The sequence below is a fragment of the Franzmannia pantelleriensis genome, assembly GCF_900102875.1.
Lineage (GTDB): Bacteria > Pseudomonadota > Gammaproteobacteria > Pseudomonadales > Halomonadaceae > Franzmannia > Franzmannia pantelleriensis.
The window spans coordinates 39,941-57,938 of record NZ_FNGH01000016.1; the positions used below are offsets into that span (position 1 = coordinate 39,941).

Sequence of the window (17,998 nt, forward strand, 5' to 3'; positions counted from 1 at the left end):
TGGCGGGCCGTACTTTCTTCGCTTTTTCAACCAGTTGTATACGAGGTCGTATCACTCTGCCTCTCCTCCACGCACCATTTGCGTGCAAATTATCTCCCATGCACTCCCAAAATGCGCCAGAACAGGGAATGGCCGCGCACCCAGGCGGTGCATGAAAAATGCCGCCCCTTGAGGCGGCACGGTCAACGTGGCGTGAGCGGCCAGCGTTCACGACGGATAGAAGGCAGCCTCCTCGAGGGCCATCAGCGGCTCGGCACCGGCGCGGATCTGCTGCTCCAGCGCCAGGGTATGGGGCAGCATCCGCGCAATGAAGTGGCGCCCCACCGTCAGTTTGGCCTGATAGAAGGCCGCCCCGGCCGGGCCATCCTGGCGCAGGCCATGCTCGGCGGCACGCGCCATCTTCCACCACATCCAGGCATAGGTGACGTGGCCAAACAGCTGCAAGTAGTCATGGGCGGCCGCGCCGAGCTCCTCGGGGTGACCGTCGGCGGCCTCGAGCAGCACGCCGGTCACCGCCTCGAGGCGGGCCAGCTCCTGTTCACAGGCACGCTGAAATGGCGCCAGCGTATCGCTGGCATCCGCTGCCAGGTCTGCCCGCATGACGGCAGCGAAGCGCTCGACATAGGCACCACGATTGCGAAATAGCTTACGCCCTACCAGGTCCATCGCCTGAATGCCGTTGGTGCCCTCGTAGATCATGGCGATACGCGCGTCGCGCACGTACTGCTCGGCCCCCCACTCCACGCAGTAACCGTTGCCACCATAGAGCTGCTGCGCCTCGACGGTCGCCGCAAAGCCACGATCGGTCAGAAACGCCTTGGCCACCGGGGTCAACAGCGCCACCAGATCCGCGGCCTGCTCGCGAGTAGCCGCGTCGGGATGAAATTTGACGCAATCGAGCTGGCTGCCAACGAAGGCGGCGAAGGCTCGCCCACCCTCGTTCCAGGCGCGGGTGTTGAGCGCCATGCGGCGTACATCGGGATGCACCAAAATGGGGTCCGCGGGCTGGTCGGGGGCCGCCGGGCCATTCGGCGCACGGCTCTGCAAACGCTCGCGGGCAAAGTCCATGGCACTCTGATAGGCCACTTCACCCAGCCCGAGGCCTTGAATCCCGATCGATAGTCGCTCGTAGTTCATCATGGTGAACATGGTCGCCAGGCCTTGGTGTGGCTCGCCAATCAGGATGCCCTCGGCGCCATCGAAGTTCATTACGCAGGTGGCGCTGCCCTTGATGCCCATCTTGTGTTCAAGACCACCGCAGCTCAGCGCATTGCGCTCGCCAAGGCTGCCGTCGGCATTGACCTTGACCTTGGGTACCAGGAACACCGAGATACCCTTGGAGCCCGCCGGTGCGTCGGGCAGCTTGGCCAGCACCAGGTGGACGATATTGTCGACCATGTCGTGCTCGCCGCCGGTGATCCAGATCTTGCTGCCGGTGATGGCGTAGCGGTCATCGCCGAGCGGCTCGGCGCGGGTCTTGATCAACCCCAGGTCGGTGCCGCAGTGGGGCTCGGTCAAGCACATGGTGCCCAACCACTCGCCACGGTGCATGGGCGGCAGGTAGGTCTGCTTGATGGCCTCCGGGGCGTACTGGTCGAGCAGCAGGGTGGCGCCATTGTTGAGCGCCGGATACAGCGCGAAGCTGGCGTTGGTGGCGTAGAGCATCTCCTCGAAGGCCACCGTGAGCATCTTGGGCAGGCCCTGGCCGTCGTAGTCCGGGTTACCGCCCAGGCCCAGCCAGCCGCCTTCGGCCAGGGTCTTGCAAGCCGCCTTGAAGCCCGCGGGCGTGCTCACCTCCCCGTCGCGCAGCCGGCAACCCTCGGCGTCACCGGTCTGATTGAGGGGGAACAGCTCGGCCTCGGTGACCTTGGCGCCCTCCTCGAGGATGGCATCGGCAAGCTCGGCGCCAAACTCGGCGGTAGCCGGCATGGCCGCCCACATCGCGGGAGCTTCCAGCACCTCGTTGAGGACGAAACGCATATCGGTCAGCGGTGCCCGATAAAAGGCCATGGTGTCTCTCCTGATCGTCGCCGGTGGCCGACTATTGGCGGCACCAGTCAAAATTCAAACGCTTGCTTGAATACTAGACCAAGGGATGGTCGGCTGTCATAGCGACCTTGGGCGTAGACACCCAACAAAACGCGGGGGCGCCGGCTCTGCCGACGCCCCCGCGAGGGTAGTGCCAATGAAGCTTGATTTGCGTACAGGCCTTAGGCGCGGGCACGCGCCCCGGCAATAGCCTTCTTGACCATCGGCAGGACCAGCGACAGCGCGGCGATGATCAGCAGCCACATGGAGATCGGTTTGTCGATGAAGATCATCCAGTCGCCGCCGGAGATCTGCAGCGCGCGGCGCATCGACTCCTCCATGATGGCACCCAGAATCAGCGCCAGGATCAGCGGTGCCGCAGGGAAGCCGAACAGCCGCATGCCGAGCCCCAGCAGGCCGAAGCCCAGCAGCAGCAGCAGATCGAAGACGCTGAAGCTCATGCCGTAGACGCCGATCATGCAGAAGATCAGGATCAGCGCCAGCAGCAGCGGGCGCGGCATATCGAGGATCTTGGCGATCAGCGGAATCAGCGGCAGGTTGAGCACCAGCAGGAAGATGTTGCCGATGTACATACTGGCGATCACGCCCCAGAACACATCGGGACGGCTCTCGATCATCGCCGGCCCGGGGGTCACGCCCATCACCAGCAGCGCACCCAGCAATACCGCGGTGGTGCCCGAGCCGGGTACGCCGAGGGTCAGAAGCGGCACGAAGGAGCCGGTACAGGCGGCGTTGTTGGCCGCCTCCGGCGCCGCCACGCCCTTGATGTTGCCCTTGCCGAAGGTGTCACCGTCCTTGGCCAGCCGCTTCTCCATGCTATAACCGAGGAACGAGCCAATGGTGGCGCCGGCCCCCGGCAGTACGCCGGTGAAGAAACCCAGGATCGAGCTACGGCCGATCGGCGCGGCGATGTCGCGGCACTCGCGGCCGCTGAGCTTGAGCGAGCCGATGGCATTGCGCGGCTGCTCCTTGCCCCCGCCGCCGCGCAGCAGCATGTAGAAGACCTCGGCCAGAGCGAAGATACCCAGCGCCACGACCAGGAAGTCGATGCCGTCGAGGAGATGGGCGGCACCGAAGGTGTAGCGCTCGGTGCCGGTCTGCAGGTCGATGCCGATGATCGAGATCATCACCCCGACGACTGCCGCAATCAGGCCCTTGACCAGCGACTTGTCAGACAGCGAGACCACCGCGGTGAGACCCAGCACCATCAGGGCGAAATACTCGGCGGGACCGAAGCTCACCGCCACCTTGCCGAGCAGCGGCGCCACCAGCATCAGGAAGATGATCGACACCGTGCCGCCGATGAAAGAGGAGTAGGCCGCGATCGCCAGCGCCTTGCCGGCCATGCCCTGCTTGGCCAGCGGGTAGCCGTCGAAGGAGGTGGCCACGGTGCCGGCGACGCCCGGCGCGTTGAGCAGAATCGACGACGTCGAGCCGCCGAAGATTGCGCCATAGTAGACGCCGGCCATCAGGATCAGGCCCGACGACGGTTCCATGGCGAAGGTGATTGGAATCATCAGCGCCAGCGCACTGATCGGCCCGAGGCCGGGCAGCATGCCGATGATGGTACCGGCAAACACCCCGAAGAAGACGTAGGCGATGTTCATGGGCTCCAGCGCAATGCCGAAGCCGTACATCAGGTTATTGAAGGCTTCCATGGAAGTATCTCTCTCACGTGACGTTGGCGTCGGCTCAGAGCGGGAGAATGCCCGTCGGCAGATAGACATCCATGACCTTGGTCATGGTCAGATACAGCGCCAGCACCACGCCCAGCGATACCGCCATGTTGACCCCGTGACGACGATAGCCGTAGTACCAGGCCAGCCCGAAACTGAGTGTGGTGGAAGCGACAACGAACCCAATGGGTGCCAGCAGCAGTGCGTAGACAACGATGGCCAGCGAGGTTACTACCACCCGCGACCAAGGACGCAGCAGCAGCGGTTGGGCCTGTTCATTGGGGTCGAGCTCGTCGGGAATATCCTGTGCCTTGGGTTTTTCAAGGAACAGCAGCAGCGAGAGGCCTAGCAGCGTGAAGCCCAGCACCTTGGGGAACAGGTCTGAGTCGACCGGGCGCGGTAGCGGGAAGTCGGGTATCTGCCAGGCCATGGCCAAGTAGCCGACGGCTACCAGTGCCAGGCACAGCGCCAGAACCTGGTTTACGTTGAGTCGTGTCATGAGGAGTCTGCCCCGAACCCTGAGAAGGCGGGTTCAAGTGTCGCATTCGAGAATGCGTGGGCCCCGTTAGCGAGGCCCACGCCGTAACAGCGCTGGATGGTCGGCTTAGTCGCCGAGCAGGCCTAGCTCGCTCAGCACTTCGCTGAACTGCTCTTTCTGCGCGTCGAGGAAGTCGCCGAACTCTTCGCTGGTCTGATAAGCGTCGAGCCAGCCCAGCTGGTCGCGGGCATCGGCCCAACCGTCGGTCTCGAGCATCTCGGCGAAAAGGTTCTCGTAGTAGGCCACCGCCTCTTCCGGCATGTCCGGGGTGCCCATTACGCCACGCCAGATGTCGAAGGTGTAGTCAATGTCCTGCTCGAGGTAGGTGGGGATATCGGCCAGGGCGCCACCCAGACGCTCCGGCGCCGAGACGCCCAGCGCACGAATGTCACTGCCTTCACCCAGCTGACCCGCGGCTTCGCCGGCACCGGTGATGACCGCTTCGACGTGACCGCCCATCAGGTTGGTCATGGCTTCACCGCCGCCGGAGAACGGGATGTAGTTGACGTCTGCGGCGTTGAGGCCGGCAGCAGAGGCCAGGCCGGCGATGGAGATGTGATCCATGGAGCCCGGTGCACTGCCGCCACCGACGCTGAGGCTGGTGTTCGCCGCCATGGCTTCCATCAGGTCATTGAGGCTCTCATATTCGGAGTCTGCCGGGACCAGCACGATGGAGTAGTCGGTGATCAGGCGCGCGATCGGGGTGAAATCGGTGTGATCGTAGCGCGAGGTGCCGGCCAGCGGAACCAGGATGATCGGCGGGCTGGTGGCGAAGATCTTGTGCGGATTACCAGCGTCGCGGGCAATCTGTGCCCAGGCCACGGCACCGCCGCCGCCAGGTGTGTTGATCGCGGCGAAGTTGCGCTCGGCGAGGCCCTCTTCCTGGATCACTCGCGAGGAGGTGCGTACCAGGGTATCCCAGCCGCCACCCGGATTGGCCGGAGCGATGAATTCTACCGAGCTGGTCGGCTGCCAGTCGTCTGCATGGACGGTGGTCGCCGCGCCAAAGGCCATGGTGGCGGCCAGCGGCAGGGCCAGGAAGGATAGACGGGTAAGTTTGGCGGTCATGGCGTTCTCCACTTCAATTGCTTTGGTTGTTATCGGCACGCTTACGGTGCCTTGCTATCGACTCGTCTTGCACCCTAGTGCACGGCGAATCACAGCGACAAGCTTGTGGCGATAAACAAAAAAAAGCGCATTAACGGCATTTTGCTCATTGTGATCACGACACCCCGCCGACCCTCAGGCGCCCTCGCCCAGCCAGTCGTCGGCCCGGCCTATCAGCCGGTAACGACGCTCCGGCCGGCCTACATCACCATAGCCCAGTTCGGCACGCGCCACGTCCACCGAGACCAGAAATTCCAGATAACGTCGCGCGGTGGAGCGACTGGCGCCGATCCGGGTCGCCAGCTGCATGGCGGTGAGCGGCCCGGTCTCCTCACTCAGCGCCCCCACCACGGCCCCCAGCGTCAACCGATCAATGCCCTTGGGCAGCGCCGTACGCCCCGCAGCCGTCGGCTTGTCGGCGTTCGCACGCATGCGCCCCAGGGTGCGGTCGAGCTCTTCCTGGCTCATCTCGGCCTTGTGATCCAGCGCCGCACGCTCCTCGCGGAAACGCCGCAGCATCTGCGCCATGCGCTCGCTCTCGGTGGGCTTGATCAGGTAGTCGAAGACGCCGCCGCGCAGCGCCTCGGCGATGGTCTCGACCTCCTTGGCAGCCGTGATCATGACGATATCGAGGTGCGCGTGGCGGCGGCGCATCTCCCACAATAGCTCGAGTCCTTCGACGTCGGGAATATAGGCATCCAGCAGCACCAGATGAATGCTGGCCGCCTCACGCTCGAGTATCGCCAACGCCTCGGCGCCGGTCTTGGCCATGCCGACTACCTCGAAGCCGTCACTCTGCTCGATGAAGGCGCGGTTGATGTCGGCGATACGGAAATCGTCCTCGACGATCAGGATCCCATATATGGGTTCGCTCATCGGTTTCCCTTTGTGCTATGCGTTGCTGGCGTGTTGTTGCTGTCATCAGACGTTGCTGACGCTGGGCTCACGACACAGCGTCTTGTCGAGCACCACGGTAAAGCCGGCGCCGCCCAGCTCGCTGTCCTCCAGGGTAATGGCGCCGCCGTTTTCCTGACACAGGCGGCTAACCAATGCCAGACCGATACCGCGATGCTTGCCGGGCTTGGTCGAGAAGCCCTCGCTGAAGATCGACTCGATCTGCTCGGGCGGCACCCCGGGACCGTTATCCTCGACCTCGATCAGCAGCTGCTCGCCGAGATCGGTGAAGAACAGCCTCACCCTTGGCTGGCGCGGGCCGGCGTCAGCGTCGAGGCCAGTAGCGCTGGGCGTTCCGATGCCCTGGACCGCGGCGTAGCAGGCGTTGTCGAGCAGGTTGCCGATCACTGTCATCAGCACCTCCTGCCCGTGCAGGGTCAGCGGTACGCTAAGCGAGCTCTGCTCGTCGATTTCGAGCAGCACGCCCAGCTCCCTGGCCCGGGTCAGCTTGCCCATTAGGGTACCACTGAGCACCGGATCGGCGACGTGGCCCATCAGAAACGCCATCTGCGCCTGGGCACGCTCGCTCTCCTGGTGGATCAGCGCCAACGCCTCCTTGACCCGGTCGAGCTGCAGCAGGCCGGAAATGGTGTACAGCTTGTTGGAAAACTCATGGGCCTGGGCGCGCAGCATGTCGACGTCGCGGGTCACGGCGCTCAGCGCCTGGGACAGATCGACGATCTCGCGTCGGCTGCGGAAGGTCGCCACCGCCCCTTCGACCTCGCCTTCGTGCATCACCGGCACGCGGTTGACCACCACCGGGTGGTCGCCCAGCCACATCTCCTGGTCGAACTGCCGTTCGCCGCTGTCGAGCACCTCCATCAGCCGCGAATTGGGCACCACGTCCTGAACCGGCTGACCGAGCACCTCGCGCTCGCTGGGCAGGTCGAGGAAACGCCGACCCTGCTGGTTGAGCAGGGTGATCTCGCCCTCGTGATTGACCGCCAGGATGCCCTCATGGATCGACTGTAGGATCGCTTCCTTCTCCATCGCCAGGCGTGCGATCTCGTGAGGCTCGAGCCCCAGGATCACGCGTTTGAGATGGCGCGACAGCCCATAGGCCCCTGCGAAACCAAACACGATCATCAGCGCTACCAGCAGCCAACCGAGGCTGGTGTGTTCGACGACGTCGAGCTCAACACGGTCGAGCATGAAGCCCACCGAGACGATCCCGACGATATTGCCGTCGGCGTCGAACACCGGTGTCTTGCCGCGAATCGCCTCGCCCAGTGAACCGGTCGCCTCGGAAACGTAGGACTGGCCATGGATCAGCGCACGGTCATTGTCACCACCGACCATCGGCAGGCCAAGACGCTCTTCCAATGGATGGGCATAGCGGATGCCCTCGTCATCGCCGACCACCACGTAACGCGCCCCGGTCTCGCGACGGATGCGCTCGGCGATGGGCTGGATGGTGGCACTGGGATCGTCATCATCGAAAGCGTCGATCACGGCCGGAATGCTGGCCACCGAGAGCGCTACCGAGAGCGCCCGCTGGCCGATCTGGTCGGCAATGATCTCGGCCTTGCGGTGGTTGAGATAGGCACCCTGGGCAAGCAGCATGCCCGCCAGCAGCGCGCCCACCAGCAGCATCACCTGCAGCCGAAAGCTGCGCAGCTTGAGCCCGCGACGACTGCGACCACGGCGTCGCCAGCGGGCCACTTCGGCAATGGATTCGGAACGGGTCGACGGCATCGAAGGGTCTCGGCGAAGAGCGAGACCTCATTGTCGCACGCCAGGACCACCAATCAAGCTACCGTATGGCGCCAAGAGGCCTGTCCACATCGGCCTGCCAGGCGCTGGCAACATCCTACTCAGGCGCTATCGGCGTTGGCCTCGGGGGTCGGGTGCTTGCCCTCCTGCCAGCCGCCGCAGCCCGAACCGCGCGGGTCGAACCACGCCAGGCGCGAGTGCAGCGCCACTACCTGGCCGACGATGATCAAGGTCGGCGGCTTGATCGTGCCCGCCCCCAGCGCGTCCGGCAAGTGTCGCAGGGTGCCGACATGCACCCGTTGGCGGGCCGTGGTGCCCTGCTCGATCAGTGCCAGCGGGGTATCGTCGGCGAGGCCGTGGTCGCGCAGGGCCTGGCTGATGATCGGCAGTCCGCCCAAGCCCATGTAAAACACCAGCGTCTGGCCAGGGTGAGCCAGAGTGGCCCAGTCGAGATCGCAGCTGCCGTTTTGCAGATGGCCAGTGATGAAGCGCACCGACTGGGCATGATCGCGATGGGTCAGTGGAATGCCGGCATAGGCGCCGCAGCCTGCGGCTGCCGTCACACCGGGAATCACCTCGAAGTCTACGCCGGCTAACGCCAGCGTCTCGAGCTCTTCACCACCGCGGCCGAAGATGAACGGATCGCCGCCCTTGAGTCGCACCACCCGCTTGCCCTGACGCGCCCAGTCCACCAACGCCTGGTTGATGCCCTCCTGGGGCACACTGTGCTGCGAGCGGGCCTTGCCGACGTAGAGTCGCCGGGCCTCGGCGTTGGCCATGGCCAGGATCTCGTCGCTAACCAGGCGATCGTGAAGGATCACCTCGGCCAACTGCAGACGCTTGAGCGCCTTGAGCGTCAGCAACTCGGGATCGCCGGGCCCGGCACCCACCAGGGCCACCTGGCCACGCGGGAAATCACGGCGATGGGCCAGACTGGCATCGGTGGACAGAGGGCAGTGAGTCGAGTCGGCCATTCAAAAGAACCAAAAGGTATAAAAAGAAGAGTAGATATGCCGTAGTTTAGGGCATGCAGATCGGCACCGCCAGCCTCACCTGAAGACGACACTGCCCCGCCGGCCAGGGGCCGACGGGGCAGTAGCAGTGTAAGACGCCAGGCAACTCAGGCGTCGCGTGGACGCCGCAGCCGGGGGCTGGCCACTTCGCCGACCACCACCACCAGTGCCAGCAGGGCCAACAGCCACGGCCACTGCGATGCCAGGTGCAGGGTCGCGATGCCCAGCGCATCGACGAAGATCAGCAGGATCCCCAGCGGGCTGACGTAGCGGATCATGAACAGCCACAGCGCGTGCTGGGTGGCAGACAGGCCGAGCTCGGACTTGAAGATCTCATGGCGCAGCAGGAAGCCGGCCATCAGCGCCATTGCCAGGCCACCTAGCGGCATCATCCAGCGCGAGGTCAGGTAGTCGAGCCAATCGAAGGCATTACGCCCGCCCAGGGTCCACTCGGCGCCCCAGTTGAACGATAGCATCGCCAAGGTGCTGACCAGCCACAGTACGATCCCCACGCCCCAGGCAGCACCTTTGCGCGAGATGCCCTTGCTCTCGTTGAGCCAGGCCACGGTGGCCTCGATCATCGAGATCGACGAGGTCAGCGCCGCCATCGACAGCATCACGAAAAACAGAATGCCGAACAGCGTGCCCAGTGGCATCGACTGGAAGGCCAGCGGCAGGCTCATGAAGATCAGCCCCGGGCCCTCACCGGGATCCATGCCGTTGGCGAAGATGATCGGGAAGATCGCCAACCCTGCCATCAGCGCTACCACGGTATCCGCGGCGGCGACACTGAAGGTGGTACGGGCGATCGAGGTGCGATCAGGCAGGTAAGCCCCATAGGTGAGGATCGCCCCGGAGGCCAGCGACAGCGTAAAGAAGGCGTGACCCAGTGCGGCCAGCATGCCTTCGCTGGTAAGCCCGCTGGTATCGAACGAGAACAGGAAGGCGACTGCCTCACCGAAACCGCCAGAGAAGATGCCGTAGCCGATCAGGATCGCCAGCATGATCACCATCCCCGGCATCATCCAGCTCACGCTGCGTTCGATACCGGCCTGGACTCCTTTGCCGACGATCAGCATGGTCAACACCACGACCAGGGTGCTCCACAGGCCGAGATTGAAGGGGTTCTCGTTGTTGGCAACGAAGATCGCCACCATGTCATCGACGTTGGACCCGCCCAGCGAGCCACTCAGCATCTTCCACAGATAGGAGAACGACCAGCCGGCCACTACCACGTAGAAAGAGAGGATCATGAAGCCGGCCAGCATTGCCATCCAACCCACCAGCGACCATAGCCGTCCGTGGCCCGATTCGCGGGTGACACGGCGAATGGCATCGATAGGGCTACCGCGTCCACGCCGGCCGAAGGCGATCTCGGCCATCATGATCGGCACCCCCACCGCCAGAATACAGGCCAGATATACCAGCACGAAGGCGCCACCGCCGAACTCGCCGGTGATATAGGGGAATTTCCAGATGTTGCCGAGCCCCACCGCAGAGCCGGTGGCGGCGAGCACGAATCCCCAGCGGCCAAGCCAGAGATTCTTGGGTTGTTGTCGTGTCGTCATTGCCAAACCTTTTGAGGAAGCTTGTTATTGTCGGCGATTACCGAGCGATTCGCTATACATACGCTCAATAGCATCACCATCTGCCAGGTGAAACGTCATGACTGGCATAAAATAACGTTTCTCATGCAACGATATTCCGCATCGCGTGTTATCGACAAGCGCTGATCGCCTGCCGCCATTCCCATTGCGCCAGAAAACCGTAACGAAATCCTGACGCTGACATCCCCAACGCCATCAACGCTCCTGATCGGTTACACTGGGGCACGATTCGACCGCAACGACACAGGACGTTTGCCGTGAGCCATGCCTCCTCTTCTCCTCCGCCCGAGCTGCAGCTGGAGCAGTTTCTGCCCTACCGACTGGCCCATCTCGCCGAGCGCATCAGCCAGTCGCTGGCCGAGATATACGCCCGTGAGTTCGAGCTCAGTATCGCCGAGTGGCGCATCCTGGCCTGGCTGCATCAGCGCCACAGCCTGACCGCCAGCCAGATCTGTGACCTCACCGACATGGACAAGGCGCGGGTATCGCGAGCGGTCAAGTCGCTCGGCGAGCGCGAGCTGCTGGCCCGCCAGCGCACCCGCCGCGACCAGCGCAGTATGCGCCTGAGCCTCACCGAGGCGGGGCAGGCACTGATGGCCGAAGCAATTCCACTGGCACTCGAGTGGGAGGGTGGACTGGTCGACGCGCTCAGCGGCGCCGAGTATCGCGATCTGTTTCGGCTACTCAACAAGCTCGACACGCGCCTCGATCAGCTGATCGAGACTTGACCCGAGCAGGGGCTCCCGCTAGATTTGGTTTCAAATGAAACTACAATACTAACCAGGAGTCACCGCGATGGATTCCCAGCACCCTGTGCCGTCGTACCACAGCGGCTTTCGCAACCACGTCTCGAGCCAGGCGCTGCCCGGCGCTCTGCCAGAGGGCCAAAACTCGCCACAGCGCTGCGCCTACGGCCTCTACGCCGAGCAGCTGACCGGCTCGGCCTTCACCGCCCCGCGCGGCCACAACCTGCGCAGCTGGCTGTATCGCATTCGCCCCTCGGTGGTGCAGAGCGCCTATCAGCCCCTCGACCATCCGCGCTGGGTGACCGCCCCAACCGCGGCGGCGCTGGCCGACCCCAATCAGATGCGCTGGGATCCGCTGCCGCTACCGAGCGAGCCCACTGACTTCATCGACGGTCTGACCACCATCGGGATCAATGGCGATGCCGCCGGTCAGAACGGATGCGGGGTGCACGTGTATGCCTGCAACCGCAGCATGCAGCGCTTCTTCTATGATGCCGACGGCGAGCTGCTGATCGTGCCGCAGCTCGGCGGCCTGGTGATCCGCACCGAGATGGGCGTGCTCGAGGTGGCCAGCGGCGAAATCGCGGTAATTCCTCGCGGCGTCAAATGCCAGGTGCGATTGGCCGAGGGCGTCGAGGCCGCACGCGGCTATGTGTGCGAGAACTACGGCGCGCCCTTCGAGTTGCCTGGGTTGGGGCCGATCGGGGCCAATGGCCTGGCCAACCCGCGTGACTTCCTCACCCCCTCCGCCGCCTACGAAGATGCCCCCGGCGAGGTCGAGCTGCTGGCACGCTTTGCCGGGCGGCTGTGGGTGACTCGTCTCGGTCACTCGCCGCTGGATGTGGTGGCCTGGCATGGCAACTACGCGCCCTACAAGTACGACCTGGCACGCTTCAACACCATCAACACGGTGAGTTTCGACCACCCCGACCCTTCGATCTTCACCGTACTCACCTCGCCCTCGGACACCCCGGGCATGGCCAATATCGACTTCGTGATCTTCCCGCCGCGCTGGATGGTGGCCGAGGACACCTTCCGCCCGCCCTACTTCCATCGCAACCTGATGAGCGAGTTCATGGGCCTGATCCACGGCGAGTACGATGCCAAGGCCGAGGGCTTCGTGCCCGGCGGCGCCAGCCTGCATAACTGCATGTCGCCCCACGGCCCGGATGCCGAGACCTTCGACAAGGCCTCCAGCGCCGATCTCGAGCCCCAGTATCAGGCCGCCACCCTGGCCTTTATGTTCGAGAGCCGCTACCCGTTCCAGACCGTGCCCGGCGCACGCGATGCCGATTTCCGCCAGCGCGACTATGTCGATGTCTGGTCGACGCTGCGCTCGCACTTCGACGCCGAGCGGCCGTAATCGCCTTACCCTGACAACAAGGATTCCCAGACCATGAAACTCGCCACACTCAAACTCGACCCCAAGCAGCGCCGCGACGGTGAACTGGTGGTAGTGTCACGCGATCTGCGCCAAGCCGTCAGCGCCAGCGATATCGCCGATACCCTCCAGCAGGCCATCGAACGCTGGGACGCGGTCAGCCCGCTGCTGGAGAAACGCTACGACGAGCTCAACTCAGGCCGCGCCGTGGGCGCCTTCGTTCTCGATATGCCGTCGCTGCACTCGCCGCTGCCACGTAGCTACCATTGGGCCGACGGCTCGGCCTATCTCAACCACGTCAAGCTGGTGCGCCAGGCGCGCGGTGCCGAACTGCCCGAGAGCTTGTGGAACGATCCGCTCATGTACCAGGGCGGCGGCGACGCCTTCCTGGGGCCCTACGACGACATCGAGGCGGTCAGCGAGGAGCACGGTATCGACTTCGAGGGTGAGATCGCAGTGATCACCGACGACGTGCCGATGGCGGTGACCCCCGAGCAGGCAGCCGGACATATCAAGCTGATCATGCTGGTCAACGACGTCAGCCTGCGCGGCTTGATTCCCGGTGAGCTGGCCAAGGGCTTCGGCTTCTTTCAGGCCAAGCCCGCCTCGAGCTTCTCACCGGTGTGCGTGACCCCCGACGAGCTGGGTGACGCCTGGCAGGACGGCAAGCTGCACCTGCCGCTGACCGTACATCTCAACGGTGAGAAATTTGGTGAGCCCGAGGCCGGCCCCGACATGATCTTCGGTTTCCCCGCACTGGTCGCCCACGCCGCCAGGACCCGCCACCTGGGTGCCGGTGCCATCGTCGGCTCGGGCACCGTCTCTAACCCCGACCCCGACGGCGGCCCGGGCAGGCCGATCGCCGACGGTGGCGTGGGCTACAGCTGCCTGGCCGAGGTACGCATGGTGGAGAAGATCCTGCACGACGAGATCAAGACCCCCTTCATGCGCTTCGGCGACCGAGTACGCATCGAGATGTTCGACCGGGAGGGTCAGAGCATCTTTGGAGCCATCGACCAGCAGGTGGTGAAGTACCCATCACCGTAGGGGCTCACATGACCACGCTATACGACTACTTCCGCTCGTCGGCGGCCTATCGGGTGCGCATCGCGCTCAATCTCAAGGGCCTGGACTACGACCAGATCAGCGTCGACCTGGTAGCGGGTGAGCAGCGCGGGACCGACCACCTCCTCCGCCAGCCCCAGGGGCTGGTGCCGGCACTGGTAACCGACGACGGCATTCCCCTGACCCAGTCGCTGGCGATCTGTGAGTACCTCGACGAGTGCCACCCCACCCCGCCACTGCTGCCGACGGACGCCGCCGGTCGCGCCCGGGTGCGCGCTCTGGCCCAGCTGGTGGCCTGCGAAATGCACCCGCTCAATAACCTGCGCGTGCTGAAATACCTGGTAAGTGAGCTCGGCGCCAGCGACGACGCCAAGCTGCGCTGGTACCGCCACTGGATCGACGAGGGCTTCACCGCGCTGGAGGCACAGCTCTCCTGGGACGCTGGCAGCGGCGACTTCTGTCACGGCGACACCCCGGGCCTGGCCGATATCTGCCTGGTGCCACAGGTATTCAATGCCGAGCGCTTCGAGTGCGACCTCGCGAGCTACCCACGCATCCAGCAGATTGCCGCCAACTGCCGCGCCCTGCCGGCCTTCGCCCAGGCGGCGCCAGCGGCCCAGCCCGACGCACGTTGAATCCTCTATTGCCAAACCGCGGCGCCGTGCAGCATGCACGGCGCCGCGCGTTCAGGGAGCCCTTCATGAACGATGCCTGGAAGACCTACCGCTCGTCCCCCGCCAGCGGCGCGCGCCTGCTGCCCGCTTCCGAACTGGCCGTGGGCACCACTCACAGCATGCTGCTCGACAGCCAAGGCGGCCGCTTCCCGCTGCTGCTGGTCGGACTCGCCGACGGCCCCCGCGCCTACGTCAACGCCTGCCCTCACCAGTACCTACCGCTCGACCAGCGTGGCAGCCGCATTCTCAGCCAGGACGGCCAGACCCTGCGCTGTACCAACCACGACGCCAGCTTCTCGGCACACAGCGGTAAAGGTAGCGGCGGCCTGGGCGAGGGCTGCGCACTGGACCCGGTGCCCTTGGCTGTGGATGAAGGGGGCTGGCTGGTGATTGGCGAGTAAACAGACTAAAACCCCGCGGCTAAGGCCGCGGGGTCAAGGATCAGGAGCGGTATAACGAAGGACTCAGTCGTCCTTGATCACGCCGCGGCGGATCTGGTCCTCCTCGATCGATTCGAACAGCGCCTTGAAGTTGCCCTCGCCGAAGCCGTCATTGCCCTTGCGCTGGATGATCTCGAAGAAGATCGGGCCGATCACCGTCTCGGTGAAGATCTGCAGCAGCACACCCTCGCCTTCGGCGCCGTCCACCAGCAGGCTCAGCTCGCGCAGCTCATCCACGTTCTCCTCGTGGTTAGGTACGCGTGCATCGACCTTCTCGTAATAGGTGTCCGGCGTGGATAGGAAGGTCACGCCGTTGGCCCGCAGGGCGCGTACCGTGGCGTAGATGTCGTCGGTGGCCATGGCCAGGTGCTGAATGCCCTCGCCATTGTACTCGCGAAGGAATTCGGCGATCTGCGAGTTGTCATCGGCGGACTCGTTGATCGGGATGTGCATCTTGCCGCACGGCGCGGTCATCGCCCGCGACAGCAGCCCGGTCTTCTTGCCCTTGATATCGAAGTAGCGGTTTTCACGGAAGTTGGCGATATCGGTATAGAAGTTCGCCCACACATCCATCTGGCCACGGTCGACGTTGTGGGTCAGGTGATCGAGCACCTGGAGGCCAACGCTGCGATCATTGGCGCTGCGGCCGGGAATCTTCTCGAAGTCGATGTCGTAGATAGTGCGCCCTTCACTGTCGACCTTGTTATCGACGAAGTAGAGCAACGAGCCACCGATACCGCGCACCGCTGGAATCCCCACCTCACCAGGCCCAACCGGGTTCTCCACCGCCTCGGCGCCGTTGGCGATGGCATGCTCGAAGGCCTGCCGGGCGTCGGCGACCTTCCAGGCCATGGCGCAGGCGCTGGGGCCGTGAACCTTGCCGAACTCGGCGGCGTGGCTGCCCGGCTCGGCGTTGAGCACGAAATTGACGCCCTCCTGCTGGAACAGCGACACCTGCTTGGAGCGGTGCTTGCGCGTCTCGGTGAAGCCCATCTGGATGAACAGCGCGCGCAGCGCCTCAATGCCCTCCGCGGTGGGCGCGGTGTACTCGACGAACTCGAAGCCATTGGTACCGATCGGGTTGTTCGCGCTCTGCTGTGGGGCGACCTGTGCCGGTGCGTTCATGGGGAACCTCCTCAGGGTGTTGTTGTGCATGTCGTGCCCCCCAGCCTAGAGCCCCTGCCGCGCCGCGAGCAGCGCTATTTCATGTCGCGGAGGGGGTGTTTCGACCGCCCGCCGACCGCTGCTGTAACGAAAACCTTCCAGCTAGACGCAGGCGTGATATCGTGCCGCCCCGGCGGTCTAAACCCCTGACACCCCGTAACGAATGCTTTACATATCACGGCAGCATGGCGCCGCTGGCCAGTCGCCAGGCCACCCAGGCCAGAATCGAGGCGATCAGCGCGTCGATGACTCGCCACACTCTGGGACTGGCCAGTCGCGGCGCCAGCCAGCCGGCGGCGGCGACCAAGCCGAAGAACCAGCCAAACGAGGCCAGGGCCGCGCCGATGAAGAACCCCAGTGGGCTTGGCTGCACGGCCCCGATGGCCCCGAGCAGTACCACGGTTTCCAGATAGACCTGGGGGTTGAGCAGTGTGACCGCCAGGGTCGCCGCCAGCGCAGCGCGCCAGGAGCTCTGGGAGCCCGCACCGGCCACCAGGACATTGCTCAACATCGCTCGGCGCAGTGCCAGCCACGCCTGCCAGGCCAGAAACGCCGCTCCCGCCCAGCGCGCCGCCTCCATCAGCAGCGCCTGTTGGGCGATCAGCGCACCCAGCCCCAGTACCCCCAGGCCGACCAGCAGCCAGTCGCACAGCGCACATACCCCTGCTACCAGCCAGGCGTGCTCGCGACGCAGCCCCTGCTGTAGCACGAAAGCGTTCTGGGCACCGATGGCGACGATCAGGCCGGCACAGATCAACAGCCCGTGAGTCAGAGATATCAGCACGCGTAGCTCCTTTTGGCAGCGTCTATTGGAAGATCCTGCCCGGCAGGCTACGCTCGATGCCTGAATTAATATAATTACTTCAACAACTGAGGCATTAGTAAAAATGATGAACAACGTTTCTATCAAGCAGCGCCACGATGCTCGACTATAAGCTTCTCGCCGCGCTGGCCGCGGTCGTCGACCATGCCGGCTTCGAGCGCGGTGCACACCAGCTCGGCCTGACCCAGTCGGCCGTCTCCCAGCGCATCAAGCTACTCGAGGCACGCCTGGGCCAGCCGGTGCTGACCCGCAGTCCACGCCTGGCGCCCACCCCGCTGGGGCAGCACCTGCTCAACCACGTCCAGCAGGTGCGACTGCTCGAGCACGAACTGCTCGATCAAGTGCCCGCCCTGGGTAGCGGCGAAGAGCGGCGCCTGCGTCTGGCCGTCAACGCCGATAGCCTGGCCACCTGGTGGCCAGAGGCAGTGGGACGCTTCAGCGACCGCCATCGAGTGCTGTTCGAGCTGGTGGTGGAGGATCAGGAGGTGGCGCTCAAGCGCATGCGCGACGGTGATGTGGCCGGCTGCATCTGTGACTCACCGCGACCGGTACAGGGCGCGCGCAGCCATGCGCTGGGCAGCATGCGCTACCGGGCGCTGGCAAGCCCCGCCTTTGTCGCGCGCTATTTTCCCAACGGCATGACGCCGGCCGCCCTGAAGCGCGCTCCGGCACTGGTGTACGGCCCCGACGACCGCCTGCAGCATCGCTTTCTGGCCAAATACGGCGTCGAGCCGCCGTTTCCCTATCACCTGTGCCCCTCGTCACAGGGCTTCGTCGGCCTGGCGCTGGCGGGACTTGGCTGGGGCATGGTGCCGGAACGACAGGCGGCACGCGAACTCGATGAAGGACGGCTTCAGGAGATCGACCCGAGCGGCCACCTGGCCGATGGCCGGCTGGTCGACCTGTCACCGCAGCAAGCGGTCGATGTGCCACTCTACTGGCACCACTGGCGCCAGGGCGGCCAGGTGCTGGATGCCCTGACCACCCATCTGCTGTCACTCAGTGATGCCTGGCTGGTCCCCCCGGACGACACGCCCGGAGGCTGACG

Annotated in this window: 16 protein-coding genes; 6 read left to right on the forward strand and 10 right to left on the reverse strand. The window is 64.6% G+C overall.

Annotation, left to right across the window (positions count from 1 at the left end; translation table 11 throughout):
- Nucleotides 1-207 precede the first annotated feature (207 nt).
- From BLT16_RS17865 to BLT16_RS17900, 8 genes are all read right to left on the reverse strand, one after another.
- Nucleotides 208-2,010 carry an acyl-CoA dehydrogenase C-terminal domain-containing protein gene (locus tag BLT16_RS17865; RefSeq protein ID WP_089660039.1) on the reverse strand — a complete coding sequence of 601 codons (1,803 nt, stop codon included), beginning with the start codon at nt 2,008-2,010 and terminating at the stop codon, nt 208-210.
- 200 nt (nt 2,011-2,210) lie between these two features.
- Nucleotides 2,211-3,707 carry a tripartite tricarboxylate transporter permease gene (locus BLT16_RS17870; protein ID WP_089660041.1) on the reverse strand — a complete coding sequence of 499 codons (1,497 nt, stop codon included), beginning with the start codon at nt 3,705-3,707 and terminating at the stop codon, nt 2,211-2,213.
- 34 nt (nt 3,708-3,741) lie between these two features.
- Nucleotides 3,742-4,224, reverse strand: a complete 483-nt coding sequence (locus BLT16_RS17875) for a tripartite tricarboxylate transporter TctB family protein (protein ID WP_089660042.1) — start codon at nt 4,222-4,224, stop codon at nt 3,742-3,744.
- 105 nt (nt 4,225-4,329) lie between these two features.
- Complete coding sequence (locus BLT16_RS17880; protein ID WP_089660044.1) at nt 4,330-5,331, reverse strand: Bug family tripartite tricarboxylate transporter substrate binding protein; 1,002 nt, start codon at nt 5,329-5,331, stop codon at nt 4,330-4,332.
- Between the two features lie 174 nt (nt 5,332-5,505).
- On the reverse strand, nt 5,506-6,246 hold the full coding sequence (locus BLT16_RS17885; RefSeq protein ID WP_089660046.1) for a response regulator: 741 nt from the start codon (nt 6,244-6,246) through the stop codon (nt 5,506-5,508).
- A gap of 45 nt (nt 6,247-6,291) precedes the next feature.
- Entirely contained in the window at nt 6,292-8,019 is a 1,728-nt protein-coding gene (locus BLT16_RS17890) for an ATP-binding protein (RefSeq protein ID WP_089660047.1), read from the reverse strand.
- A gap of 119 nt (nt 8,020-8,138) precedes the next feature.
- The gene (gene cobA / locus BLT16_RS17895) at nt 8,139-9,011 is read right to left on the reverse strand and encodes a uroporphyrinogen-III C-methyltransferase (RefSeq protein ID WP_089660049.1); all 873 of its coding nucleotides are present in this window, start codon (nt 9,009-9,011) and stop codon (nt 8,139-8,141) included.
- Nucleotides 9,012-9,157: 146 nt separating this feature from the next.
- Complete coding sequence (locus tag BLT16_RS17900) at nt 9,158-10,618, reverse strand: sodium-dependent transporter (RefSeq protein WP_089660051.1); 1,461 nt, start codon at nt 10,616-10,618, stop codon at nt 9,158-9,160.
- A gap of 296 nt (nt 10,619-10,914) precedes the next feature.
- On the opposite strand from BLT16_RS17900, the gene BLT16_RS17905 reads away from it, so the two are divergent.
- The 5 genes from BLT16_RS17905 to BLT16_RS17925 all read left to right on the forward strand — a co-directional run bounded on the left by BLT16_RS17905 (nt 10,915) and on the right by BLT16_RS17925 (nt 14,924).
- Nucleotides 10,915-11,385, forward strand: coding sequence for a MarR family winged helix-turn-helix transcriptional regulator (locus BLT16_RS17905; RefSeq protein WP_089660053.1), 471 nt, complete (start codon nt 10,915-10,917; stop codon nt 11,383-11,385).
- Nucleotides 11,386-11,452: 67 nt separating this feature from the next.
- On the forward strand, nt 11,453-12,766 hold the full coding sequence (hmgA, locus tag BLT16_RS17910; RefSeq protein ID WP_089660054.1) for a homogentisate 1,2-dioxygenase: 1,314 nt from the start codon (nt 11,453-11,455) through the stop codon (nt 12,764-12,766).
- Nucleotides 12,767-12,799: 33 nt separating this feature from the next.
- Nucleotides 12,800-13,831 (forward strand): fumarylacetoacetate hydrolase family protein, encoded by a 1,032-nt coding sequence (locus BLT16_RS17915; protein WP_089660056.1) that lies wholly within the window; start codon nt 12,800-12,802, stop codon nt 13,829-13,831.
- 8 nt (nt 13,832-13,839) lie between these two features.
- Entirely contained in the window at nt 13,840-14,484 is a 645-nt protein-coding gene (gene maiA, locus BLT16_RS17920; RefSeq protein WP_089660058.1) for a maleylacetoacetate isomerase, read from the forward strand.
- A 65-nt stretch (nt 14,485-14,549) separates the two neighbouring features.
- Entirely contained in the window at nt 14,550-14,924 is a 375-nt protein-coding gene (locus tag BLT16_RS17925; protein ID WP_089660060.1) for a Rieske (2Fe-2S) protein, read from the forward strand.
- A gap of 63 nt (nt 14,925-14,987) precedes the next feature.
- Here the strand turns inward: BLT16_RS17925 and hppD are convergent, their stop codons facing one another.
- Together hppD and BLT16_RS17935 are read right to left on the reverse strand one after the other, a co-directional pair.
- Nucleotides 14,988-16,088: a 4-hydroxyphenylpyruvate dioxygenase gene (gene hppD / locus BLT16_RS17930; RefSeq protein WP_089660062.1), complete on the reverse strand. Its 1,101-nt coding sequence runs from the start codon at nt 16,086-16,088 to the stop codon at nt 14,988-14,990.
- 214 nt (nt 16,089-16,302) lie between these two features.
- The gene (locus BLT16_RS17935; RefSeq protein ID WP_089660064.1) at nt 16,303-16,911 is read right to left on the reverse strand and encodes a LysE/ArgO family amino acid transporter; all 609 of its coding nucleotides are present in this window, start codon (nt 16,909-16,911) and stop codon (nt 16,303-16,305) included.
- A 137-nt stretch (nt 16,912-17,048) separates the two neighbouring features.
- Here BLT16_RS17935 and BLT16_RS17940 point away from each other — a divergent pair, with 137 nt between their 5' ends.
- Nucleotides 17,049-17,996 carry a LysR family transcriptional regulator ArgP gene (locus BLT16_RS17940; RefSeq protein ID WP_089660067.1) on the forward strand — a complete coding sequence of 316 codons (948 nt, stop codon included), beginning with the start codon at nt 17,049-17,051 and terminating at the stop codon, nt 17,994-17,996.
- The last annotated feature ends 2 nt before the right edge of the window (nt 17,997-17,998 follow it).